Raw genomic sequence first — 10,526 nt, forward strand, 5'->3', positions numbered from 1 at the left:
CCGCCCCCACCGTCGCCACCGCAACCGCCACCGCCGTCTCCGCCACCGCCATCACCGCTGCCGCCGTCGCCGTGCCAGCCCCCGCCCCCGCGTCCGCCGGACTTCCCGGACGCGGACCCGACCAGCACGAGCAACAGGATCAGCACGACGATCACGACGACCGCACCCGGTTCGGACAACGCGGCTCTCCTCTCCTTCGACGCGGCACCGAAAGCAGGGCGGTGTCCCGGGGTCCTCCGCGCGGTTCAGCCCGAACGGGCCGGTCCGCCACCGCGATTCCCCCGGCACGGCCGCGGCTCCTCCGTTCCGGCCTCACCCGGCGGCACGCGGCGGCCCCACCCACAGCAGGTCCCGGGCGCGGGTCAGCGCGACGAGCCGGGCGCGCTGCGCGAGTTCCCGCAGATCGCGGTCGCGATCGTCGTCCCCGTCCTCGGCGGGGAGCTCCGGGACGAACACCTCGCGGAACTCCAGGCCCTTCGCGCGGTGCACGGTGCCGACGCTGACCCGACCGTCCCGTTCCCCGGCCCAGCCGTCCAGGTTCCGGACCGGAATCCCGTTGCGGCGCAACACGTCCCGCCACCGGTCCGCGGCGGACTTCTCGAACGTCAGCACCGCGACGTCGTCCGGTTCGGGCCGGTCGCGCACGGCGGCGACCAGCGCGTCTTCGAGCCGTTCCGGGTCCTTCCACGGCACCACGTCCCCACCGTGGTACGTCGCCACCGACTCGCGCAGCGAGAACCCGGGAGCACCGTCGAGGTCGTCGACCTGGTTGGTGGCGTCGAACCGCTGCGCCCATTCCAGGATCCGCGAGGCGTTCCGGTAGTTGGTGCGCAGCACCTCGCCACGGCCCCGGATGGGGATGCCCGCGTCGACGAGCCGCCAGCCACCGGCGTAGATCTGCTGCTGCCCGTCGCCGACGAGCAGCAGCCGGTTCGGCCCGTCCCCGGCGAGGGCGTGCACCAACCGGAGCCCGACGAGCGTGATGTCCTGCACCTCGTCGACGACGACGCCGGCCAGCGGCCGCTCCAGCGGTTCCCGTTCCAGTTCGGCGCACGCCTCGGTGAACACGTCGTTGTGGTCGTGCAGGCCGCGCTCCCGGCGGATCTGCTCGTAGTGCTCGTGGAGCCGCCACACCAGTTCGCGGTCCGCCGCGGTCAAGCGCAGGCCGCGTCCGGTGCGGTGCAGGCCCTGGTACTCGGCGAGTGCGGTGATGCCGCGGCCCTTGATGACGCGGTCGATCTCGTCCCGCCAGTACTCGTGCCGGTTGAGCTCGGCGAGCCTGGTGTGCTTGCCGAACTTCGACCAGGCGCGGGAGAAGCAGTCCGCCGAGGACTTGACCGGCAGCTCGTTCCCGCGGCTGCGCAGGAACTCCCGCGCCCAGCGGTGCAGGTGGTCGAACCGGACGCGCCCGTCGAGTTCGGGGGCCAGCCGGTGGAAGGACCGCTGCGCGATCGGCGGCAGGTTGCTGGCGAAGGTCGTGAACAGCAGCGGTCCCACGCTGTTCCGCGCCATCCGCACCAGCCGGTGCAGGGCGACCACGGACTTCCCGGTGCCCGCGGGCCCGCTGATCCGGGCCGGGCCGCTGTAGTCGCGGCGGACCATCGCGTGCTGCGAGTCGTCCAGGAATGTCAGCCAGGACTCGAACGGGCCGTCCAGCACCGCGTCGAACCGGTCCTTCGCCAGGTCGTCGAGGTCGAACAGCTCGGCCCCGGCGCCCGCGGGGGCCGTGTCCTGCCGCGGCACGAGCGGGAGGAACGCGGACTCGCCCAGACGCCCGAGCAGCGACTCCACGTCGCGCCCGGTGAGCCTGCGTTCTCCCTTCCGCAGCACCCGGTCCAGCGTCGCCCCGGTCACCACGAGGTGGTGACCGGCGGATCGCTTCGACGGTTCCGCGCCCGCGGGCAGCACCACCACGGGCCGGACCACCGACTCGCTGACGACCCCGGCGGAGGTGCGCACGCCGATGAACGGCTCGGTCGCGTGCCGCAGCGCGGCGCGGACTTCGCCCGGTTCCGGTTCGGCGTCGCGGACGAGGACGGCCAGCACGCCGAGCGGGCCGATCAGCAGCGCGTCGGGGTGGCCGGCGGGGACGTCCGGGAAAGCGGTGTGCACGTGGGTGCGCCAGCCGCCGCGGCCCTCCACCAGGAACCTGGCCAGCACCTGCCGCTGCCAGCTCGCCAGCGACGGGTAGGCGGCGACGGCGCGTTCCGCGGCGCGGCGCAGCTTCTCCCCGCGGTGATCGGTGCTCATCCTCGCGAACCTCCGCGTTCCCCGATGATCCGGACCGTGATCGAACGTATCGGGGGTTCCCGGCCGGGTCGGCGTTCCGCGGCGCGGACCACCCGATCGCCGCAGCGCTCGCTGGTCCGTCCGGGCGGTTCTCCTTGCCGCGCAGGGGGATCAGACGCCGTGCAGGCGTTCGCGGGTGGCGTGGTAGGCGTGGCGGACCGCATCGCCCTGGTAGGCGTTCGCGGCGTCGCAGCGGCTGGAGCGCAGTTCCCACTCGGGCGGTGCGGCGGCGCCGGACAGCACCCAGGCGGCCTGCTTCGCGGCGCCGAGCGCCACGTACTCGGCGGCTTCCGGGATGTCCACCGGCACCCCGAACAGGGAGGGGGCGACCGCGCGCACCGCGGCCGATTCGCTGGCACCGCCGATCAGCAGCACGCGCCGCACCTCCACCCCGGCCGCCCGCAGCGCGTCGACCCCGTCGGCGAGGCCGCACAGCATGCCTTCGACGGCGGCGCGGGCCAGGTTCTGCGGGGTCATGTTGCCGCCGCGGATCCCGGCGAGCGTGCCGGTGGCGTCCGGCAGGTCCGGGGTGCGTTCGCCTTCCAGGTAGGGCAGCAGGGTGAGCCCGCCCGCGCCGGGTGCCGCCTCCAGCGCCAGCCGGTCCAGCCCGGCGAGGTCGGTGCCGAGCATCGTGGCGGCACCGCTGAGCACCCGGGCCGCGTTGAGCGTGCACACCAGCGGCAGGTAGCGGCCGGTGGCGTCGCAGAACCCGGCGACCAGGCCCGTCTCGTCCGCGCTGGGGTGCTCGGCGACGGCGAACGCGGTACCGGAGGTGCCCAGCGACACCACCACGTCGCCCGGCCCGGCACCGATGCCGAGCGCGCCCGCCATGTTGTCGCCGGTGCCCGCGCCGAGCAGCGCCCCCTCCAACGGGGCGAATCCCGTGGCACGGCCCGCGGATCCGGCCGGGTCGAGCACGTCCGGCAGCCGCGGGCTCCGGCCGCCCATCGCGGCGGAGAGCAGGTCCGGCAGCCATTCCCCGGTGGCGGGCGCGAAGTAGCCGGTGCCGGAGGCGTCACCGCGGTCGGTGCAGGCCCGCTCGGGCCGTCCGGCGAGCAGCCAGGTCAGCCAGTCGTGCGGCAGCAGCACCCGGTCCACCAGGTCGGCGCGGTGCGGTTCGTGCTCGGCCAGCCAGGCCAGCTTGGTGAGCGTGAAGCTCGCGACGGGCACTGAACCGGTGCGCTCCGCCATCACCGCCGCCCCGTGCTCGGCGACCAGGGCGCGGGCCTGCGGCGCGGAGCGGGTGTCGTTCCACAGCAACGCATCCCGCACCGGGTCGCCCGCGGAGTCGACCGCGACCATGCCGTGCTGCTGGCCCGCGACCGAGACGGCGCCGATCTCACCGGGGGTGTGCGCGGCGGCCTGCTCGATGGCGTCGCGCGCCGCGGTCCACCACGCCCACGGGTCCACTTCGGTCCCGGTGGGGTGCTGCGCCTTGCCCTCGGCCACGACCCGGCCCGTCTCCGCGTCGGCGACGACCGCTTTGGTGGATTGGGTCGAACTGTCGATGCCGAGAACGAACACGGGTCAGCCTCCACCTCAACGCCCGGTGCAACGTCGGAATCCTGCCAGACCACCGAGTGCGACCGGGTGCGCGGTGGACCGGTCAGGGCTTGCGGCCTACCCCGCACAGCAACAGGTTCTGCGCCGGTACGCGGGCGCGCAGCCGCGGGCCGTCCGGCCACCAGTCGAGAGGGCGCACCAGGCCGGGTTCGGTGATCTCGGTGCCGTCGAACAGCGCCTCGATCTCGGCCCGCCCGCGGAACCAGCCGGTGCCGAGCTCGGCGAGCATCAGCTTCTCCAGCTGCGCGGGGGGCGCCGCGTGCGCGGGGTCCGCCGGGCTGTGCAGGTGGCTGATCGCGACGTAGGAGCCGGGCGCGAACGCGTCCAGGTACCGCGCCAGCACGCGGTGCGGCGACCGGTCGTCCGCGACGTGCTGCAACGTGGCGCCCTGCAGCATCGCCACCGGGCGGGACAGGTCGATGTTGCGGGCCACGGCGGGCAGCGCCAGCAGCGTCTCCGGTTCGGTGAGGTCGGCGAACGCGAAGTGGGTGTGGTCGTTGTCGACGAGCAGCGCTTGGCCGTGGGAGAAGACCATCGGGTCGTGGTCGGCGTACACGACGACCGCGTCCGGGTTGGCGCGCTGCGCGACCTCGTGGGTGTTCTCGCCGGTGGGGAGGCCGGCGCCGATGTCGAGGAACTGGTCGATGCCGACGGTGCCCGCCAGGTAGCGCACGACCCGCATCAGCCATTCCCGGTGGTCCTGGGTGGCGACGACGAGGCCGGGAGCGATCTCCAGGGCGGCGTCGACCACGGCCCGGTCCACGGCGTAGTGGTCCTTGCCGCCGAGCAGCGCGTCGAAGCACCGCGCCACGCTGGGACTCCGGGTGTTCAGCACCGGCGTTCCGGGTGCCACGGCGGTCGCGCCGGATCCGGGGCGCGTCCAGCTGAGACGGGCGGGTTCGACACCGGAACGATCAGGCATCGAGCACCTCACAACCGATCGTGACACTTGCACTGTCACGAACAGTATAAGCACTGTCCGGCCGGATCCGATCGCCCGGTCGGCCGCCGGATCGCGATCGAACGCCCGCCCTCCGCGGGGTGCGCGCCGACGCGCACGACACCGGCATCATGATCGACTCGGGCTGCCGTCGACACCGCCGCGCGGCCGAACCTCACCGGAACGGCGGACCCACCCCGTCCGCTCGGAGCCCGATCAGGGGCGGCGGGCGGCGAGGAAGGTTCGGGTGGCTCGGACGGTGAGGTCGTCGCGGTTGCGGAGGGCGCCGGGGCCGTCGGAGTCGAGGAGTTCGCCGAGGGCCGCGACGTCGGCCTCGTCGAGGGACGCGTCGAGGAACGGGCGCATCCGGCGCAGCGTCACCTCGGCGTAGCGCCGCGCGACGGCGGGCAGCGGGGCGGGCAGGTCGACGCCGACGGTGCGGTGCGCGACCGCGGTGAAACCGGCTCCGGCCACCGGTTCCGCCCAGTCGGCGCTGATGTGCGGCAGGTGCTCGGCGCGCTTGCGGGCGAGCAGGTCGCGGCAGCGCTCCTCCAGGCCGGGCCGGCCGAAACCCAGGTCGTCGGGCAGGAACCGGGGGAACGAGTCGAGCTCCGCCACCGCAAGCACCCCGCCGGGCCGCAGCGCCGCGAACACCTCGCCGAGCACCCGCGCCGGATCGGCCAGGTGGTGCAGGGACGCGGACGCCCACACCAGGTCGACGGGCGCGTCCAGCGACGGGAATCCGGCGTCGAGGTCGGCGCGCTCGGTGCGCACCCGGTCGGCTTCGCCGCGGGCGGCGGCCTTGGTCGTCAGGTGCGCGAGCACGGAATCGTCGGTGTCCACGGCGAGCACGGTGGCCCGCGCGAACCGCTCCAGCAGGACGAAGGTGCCCGCCCCGGTGCCGCAGCCCAGGTCGAGGATCCGGTGCACCGGCGGGTCGACGAGTTCGGCGAGTTCCCCGGTCAGCTCCGCCAGGTGGTCGTGCATGACCTCGGCGTCGAGATCAAGCATCTCGAATTGAGCGGTGTCGTCGGTGTTCGGGTGTTCGTGGTGTGCCATGCCGCCAAGGTAGCCGCGGATTGCGTCGATGGCATACTGTTTTGCTCATGACGCAAGACGGTGAGCTGGACGCCCTCGTCCGGCAACGGATCCGGAGCCTGCGGACCTCGCGGGGCCTGTCCCTCGACGAGCTGGCCGCGCGCTGCTACCTGAGCACCTCCACGCTCAGCCGCATCGAGACCGGGCACCGGCGGATCAGCCTGGACCAGCTGGCGCCGCTGGCCCGCGCGCTCGGCACCACCCTGGACCAGCTGGTCGAATCGGCCACCGACGAGGACGTGGTGATCCGCCCGGTGCGCGACGAGACCCGCGGCGCCACGTCCTGGCTGCTCAGCAAGGACTCCGGGCCGCACGGCATGACCGTCGCGAAGATGCGGCTCACCCGGCCCGCGCCGGCGCGGGACTCCGGGCGGCTGGCGGTGCACCCGGGCAAGGACTGGTTCACGGTGCTGTCCGGGACGGTGGAGCTGGTGCTCGGCGAACGCACCATCCTGATCGAGTCGGGGCAGGCCGCGCAGTTCAGCACCATGACCCCGCACGCGTTCGGCGCACGCGGCGGACCGGCGGAGATCCTCACCATCCTCGACCACGACGGCCAGCGCACCCACCTGACCTGACGGTGCGGGTTCCCGCCGCGCGACTGCGGCCCGGCGAGGCCTGCGGGGGCGGGCCGAGCTCCGACGGCGATCAGGTCTCGCAGGCGACCCCGTCGCCGTCCCGGTCGAGCGCCGAGCGGTATCCCAGCTGACCGCGGTAGAGGGGAGCCGCGCCCGCGTCCTTCGCCGCCGTGCAGTTCGGGTAGTAGGCGGCACCGCCGCCGTCCCCGCCGTCCTCGTCGTCCTCGTCGTCCGACGCGTAGGTCGGGTCCGGCGCGGGCTGCGGGTTCGGCCGGGGCTTCGGCTCCGGGTTCGGCTCGGGGTTCGGCCGCGGATCGGGTTCCGCCGTGGAGCTCTCCCGGGCCGCGCCGCACACCGCCCAGGCCCCGGCGCCCGCCGGCTCGGCGCGCCCGCCCGCCGCGGAGATCTCCGCCCAGCGCAGCGAATTCGGCGGCATCTGCTCGGCGACGGCGAAACCACCGCCGACCAGGTCGGCGTTGACGAACTCCCCGCGGTCGTTCCAGAGGTAGCGCAGGTCCCACCCCTGCTCGTCCTGCGGCTGCACGTCCGGGAGCACCCAGACCACCGATCCGACGGGGGCGAGCCGGTTCAGCTCGGCGGTGGCCTCCTCCCGGAAGCAGTCCGCGACGGGGCGGACGTGCAGCAGCCGGACGCCGCGCGGGACGGAACCGGGCATCGCCCCGTCCTCGACGGCGGTGAGCCGGAGCCGAGTGCCGGCCTCGACGCTCAGCACGACCGCGCGCTGCACCCCCGCCGGAACACCGGCCGGGAGCGCCGGAGCGGGAGGCGCGGCCGGGGTGCTCGGCGCCGGCGCGGTCGCCGAAGGCTGCGCCGCCTGATCGGCCACCACCCGCGTGGTCGACCCGGTGGGCGGCAGCAACGCGAACGCCACGCCGAACAGGACCGCTCCCGGCGCCAGCCGAGCCGCGAACCCGCGGGTGATCGTCCGGTCCCACCCGCGCGGATGCCGGACCGCGAACACGCCGGACCAGACGATCAGCCCGATCCCGGTCAGCAGCAGGAATCCCGCGAAGGCGTCCGGTTCGGCCGGATCCAGCAGCAGCGCCAGGAACATCGCCGCATAACCGCTGCCGAACCGGAGCCAGAAACCCTTGCGCACCACCGGATCCCACCGGCCTCGACGGCGGACCCCCAGCACGATCGCCCAGATCATGGCCCCCAGGCCGATGATCCCCAGCAACGCGACCAATGCTTCCACGACGAGAACTCCCCCACGGACGACAGCGGTGGACCTCGCGCACCCTCCGCGACGAGATCGGCACGTACGGTATCGAACAGGACACGGTGCGTGTTCAGCGCATCGGCGTTCTCCGCGCCGCTCCCGGTCTCACCGGTCGTCGTCGGGGGCCGCTCCGGTGATGCGGACGCGGGAGATGCGGCGGCCCTCCACCGCGCGGACCGTGAACTCGTGGCCGAGGGCGGTGACCGAATCGCCCTCGCGCGGCATCCGGCCGAGGCGGGCGAGGACGAACCCGGCGAGGGTGTCGTACGGGCCCTCCGGCAGCGCGATCCCGGAGCGGTCGGCCACTTCGCTGCGGTGCAGCAGGCCGTCGAGCTCCAGCACGCCCTCGGCGGGTGGCGCGGCCGGGCGTTCGCGCAGGTCGTACTCGTCCCAGATCTCGCCGACGATCTCCTCCACCAGGTCTTCGAGGCTGACGATGCCCGCGGTGCCGCCGTACTCGTCGGCGACCACGGCGAGGTGTCCGCCGCCGCGACCGCGCATCGCCGTCAACGCGGCCAGCGCGGGCTTCGTGCCCGGCAGCGTCGTGATCGGCCGCGCCAGCGAACCGACCGTGCGAGCCCGGCTCCCGCGGCTCGCCTCGTACAGGTCGCGCACGTGCACGAAACCGACCACGTCGTCGGCGGAACCGTCCCGCAGCACCGGATAGCGCGAGTGCGGTTTCCCCAGCACCTCGTCGACCGCGTCGGCGGCGCCGGTGTCCGCGTCGAGGAAGTCGACCTCGGTGCGCGGCACCATCACTTCGCTCAGCACCCGGTCGCCGACCTCGAAGGCGTCGGTGATGAGGCGGCGCTCCTCGGTGGTGAACTGGTCGCTGGTGCGGACCATGTCGCGCAGCTCCTCCTCGCCGACCTGCTGCTCGTCGGCGCGCGGGCTCACCCCCAGCAGCCGCACCACCCCGTTCGTCGACACCGACAGCAGCCAGATCACCGGCCGGAACGCGGTCGCCACCGCGTCCAGCACTCCCGCCGTCGCCAGCGACACCACCTCCGGCTTCTGCAGCGCGAGGCGCTTCGGCGCCAGCTCGCCGAACACCAGCGACAGGTACGACACGAACGCGGTCACCAGCACCAGCGCCACCGTCGTCGGCACCTCCACCGGCAGGCCCCACCCGACCAGCGGCGGCTCCAGCCGCACCGCGAGCGTCGCCCCGCCGTAGCTGGAGGCGAAGAAGCCGGTGAACGTGACGCCGACCTGCACCGCCGAGAGCATCCGGTTCGGATCGGACTTCAACCGGGCCACGCCCGCCCCGCGCCTGCCCAGGTCCTCCAGCCGGTGCACCTGGCTCTGCCGCAACGACACCAGCGCGATCTCCGCCGCCGCGAAGAAACCCCCGAGCAGGACGAACAGCGAGATCAACGCCAGGTTGCCGAAGACGTCCCCCATCCGGCGATGGTGCCGAGAGGCGGGCAAGAACACCACGCGCCTCACGTTCCGGCGCCGCCCGGCGTCTACTGGACGTGATGAGACCGTTCGAGCAGATCGTCGCCGAGCACGGGGCGGTGGTGCTGCGGGTGTGCCGGGCCGTGCTCGGGCCGGTCGACGCCGAGGACGCCTGGTCCGAGACGTTCCTCGCCGCGCTGCGCGCCTACCCCGAGCTGGACGAGCACGCGAACGTGCAGGCGTGGCTGGTGACCATCGCGCACCGCAAGGCCATCGACGCCACTCGCGCCCGAGCCCGCCGCCCGAACCCGGTCGAGCAGGTCCCGGAACGGCCCGCGCACCGCGGGCGCCCCGAGGACTGGGACGGCGACCTGTGGGAGGCGTTGGCCGCGCTGCCCGCCAAGCAGCGCACCGCCGTCGCCTACCACCACCTCGCCGGGTTGCCCTACGCGGAGATCGCGGCCATCACCGGCGGCAGCACCGACGCGGCCCGCCGCGCCGCCGCCGACGGGATCCGGGCGCTGCGCCGCAGCTACCCGGCTTCGGGAGGAGGAACACGATGACATCCGACGGGTTGTTCGACGCGCTGCCCGAGACCGACGCGGGCACCCTCGCCCGGCTGCACGACCGCGTGGTCGTCGCCGCCGCCGCGGACGGGCTGCTCGACGTCGCCTACCGGACCGTGCCCAGCCCGGTCGGGGAACTGCTGCTCGCGGCCACCGAGGACGGGCTGGTGCGCGTCGCGTTCGGGGCCTCCGAGCAGGTGCTGGCGTCGCTGGCCGAGCGGATCAGCCCGCGGGTGCTGCACGCGCCCGGCAGGCTCGACGGGGTCGCGCGGCAGCTCGACGAGTACTTCGCGGGGCACCGCACCTCCTTCGAGCTGGCGTTGGACCGGCGGCTGTCCCGCGGGTTCCGGCGCACCGTGCTGGCCCGGCTCGCCGAGGTCGGCTACGGGCGCACCGCCAGCTACGCGCAGCTCGCCGCCGCCGCGGGCAGTCCGCGGGCGGTGCGGGCGGTCGGGACGGCGTGCGCGACGAACCCGCTGCCGATCGTGGTGCCGTGCCACCGGGTGGTGCGTTCCGACGGCAGCGCCGGCGGGTACGTGGGCGGGGCGGAGGCGAAGCGGACCCTCCTGACCCTCGAAACCACCGGTTCGGAGTGAACGGACCGTTCGTCCCATCTAGTTGGGCGAACGGGCCGTTCACCTCAACCGGACGTTCGCACACGACCGACTTTGATCGGAGTGAACGGACCGTTCGTCCCATCTAGTTGGGCAAACGGGCCGTTCACCCCGACCGGACGTTCGCACACGACCGAACCCGAGTTGAGGGGAAGCGCCCCAAAGGGCCCAAATGTGGGGGGGGGGTGCCCCCCCCCCCCCCCCCCCCCCCGGGGCGGGGGGGGGGGCGGGGGG

The 10,526-nt window shown here is 74.1% G+C and carries 9 protein-coding genes; 3 read left to right on the forward strand and 6 right to left on the reverse strand.

The window, feature by feature from the left end:
* Nucleotides 1-312: 312 nt before the first annotated feature.
* The 4 genes from LCD31_RS26235 to LCD31_RS26250 all read right to left on the reverse strand — a co-directional run bounded on the left by LCD31_RS26235 (nt 313) and on the right by LCD31_RS26250 (nt 5,851).
* Nucleotides 313-2,250 carry a UvrD-helicase domain-containing protein gene (locus tag LCD31_RS26235; RefSeq protein WP_224962394.1) on the reverse strand — a complete coding sequence of 646 codons (1,938 nt, stop codon included), beginning with the start codon at nt 2,248-2,250 and terminating at the stop codon, nt 313-315.
* Between the two features lie 150 nt (nt 2,251-2,400).
* Nucleotides 2,401-3,813 carry a xylulokinase gene (xylB, locus tag LCD31_RS26240; protein WP_224962396.1) on the reverse strand — a complete coding sequence of 471 codons (1,413 nt, stop codon included), beginning with the start codon at nt 3,811-3,813 and terminating at the stop codon, nt 2,401-2,403.
* An 82-nt stretch (nt 3,814-3,895) separates the two neighbouring features.
* Nucleotides 3,896-4,774 carry an SAM-dependent methyltransferase gene (locus tag LCD31_RS26245; protein ID WP_224962398.1) on the reverse strand — a complete coding sequence of 293 codons (879 nt, stop codon included), beginning with the start codon at nt 4,772-4,774 and terminating at the stop codon, nt 3,896-3,898.
* 234 nt (nt 4,775-5,008) lie between these two features.
* Nucleotides 5,009-5,851, reverse strand: a complete 843-nt coding sequence (locus LCD31_RS26250; protein ID WP_224962400.1) for a class I SAM-dependent methyltransferase — start codon at nt 5,849-5,851, stop codon at nt 5,009-5,011.
* Nucleotides 5,852-5,898: 47 nt separating this feature from the next.
* Here LCD31_RS26250 and LCD31_RS26255 point away from each other — a divergent pair, with 47 nt between their 5' ends.
* The gene (locus tag LCD31_RS26255) at nt 5,899-6,468 is read left to right on the forward strand and encodes a helix-turn-helix domain-containing protein (RefSeq protein ID WP_224962403.1); all 570 of its coding nucleotides are present in this window, start codon (nt 5,899-5,901) and stop codon (nt 6,466-6,468) included.
* Nucleotides 6,469-6,538: 70 nt separating this feature from the next.
* Here the strand turns inward: LCD31_RS26255 and LCD31_RS26260 are convergent, their stop codons facing one another.
* Both LCD31_RS26260 and LCD31_RS26265 read right to left on the reverse strand, forming a co-directional pair.
* A complete protein-coding gene (locus LCD31_RS26260; RefSeq protein ID WP_224962404.1) occupies nt 6,539-7,687 on the reverse strand; it encodes an excalibur calcium-binding domain-containing protein in 1,149 nt (382 codons plus the stop codon).
* Between the two features lie 129 nt (nt 7,688-7,816).
* Nucleotides 7,817-9,115, reverse strand: coding sequence for a hemolysin family protein (locus LCD31_RS26265; RefSeq protein WP_224962406.1), 1,299 nt, complete (start codon nt 9,113-9,115; stop codon nt 7,817-7,819).
* Nucleotides 9,116-9,192: 77 nt separating this feature from the next.
* On the opposite strand from LCD31_RS26265, the gene LCD31_RS26270 reads away from it, so the two are divergent.
* Together LCD31_RS26270 and LCD31_RS26275 are read left to right on the forward strand one after the other, a co-directional pair.
* Entirely contained in the window at nt 9,193-9,675 is a 483-nt protein-coding gene (locus tag LCD31_RS26270) for an RNA polymerase sigma factor (RefSeq protein WP_224962409.1), read from the forward strand.
* A complete protein-coding gene (locus tag LCD31_RS26275; RefSeq protein ID WP_224962411.1) occupies nt 9,672-10,274 on the forward strand; it encodes a methylated-DNA--[protein]-cysteine S-methyltransferase in 603 nt (200 codons plus the stop codon). Before LCD31_RS26270 ends, LCD31_RS26275 begins: the two co-directional genes overlap by 4 nt.
* The last annotated feature ends 252 nt before the right edge of the window (nt 10,275-10,526 follow it).

The organism is Saccharopolyspora sp. 6M (assembly GCF_020176775.1).
Classification (GTDB): domain Bacteria; phylum Actinomycetota; class Actinomycetes; order Mycobacteriales; family Pseudonocardiaceae; genus Saccharopolyspora_C; species Saccharopolyspora_C gregorii.

Coding starts and splice junctions, on each gene's coding strand:
- LCD31_RS26250 (WP_224962400.1), bottom strand. CDS start 5,851: ATGGCACACCACGAACACCCGAACACCGACGACACCGCTCAATTCGAG.
- LCD31_RS26235 (WP_224962394.1), bottom strand. CDS start 2,250: ATGAGCACCGATCACCGCGGGGAGAAGCTGCGCCGCGCCGCGGAACGC.
- LCD31_RS26265 (WP_224962406.1), bottom strand. CDS start 9,115: ATGGGGGACGTCTTCGGCAACCTGGCGTTGATCTCGCTGTTCGTCCTG.
- LCD31_RS26275 (WP_224962411.1), top strand. CDS start 9,672: ATGACATCCGACGGGTTGTTCGACGCGCTGCCCGAGACCGACGCGGGC.
- LCD31_RS26270 (WP_224962409.1), top strand. CDS start 9,193: ATGAGACCGTTCGAGCAGATCGTCGCCGAGCACGGGGCGGTGGTGCTG.
- LCD31_RS26255 (WP_224962403.1), top strand. CDS start 5,899: ATGACGCAAGACGGTGAGCTGGACGCCCTCGTCCGGCAACGGATCCGG.
- LCD31_RS26245 (WP_224962398.1), bottom strand. CDS start 4,774: ATGCCTGATCGTTCCGGTGTCGAACCCGCCCGTCTCAGCTGGACGCGC.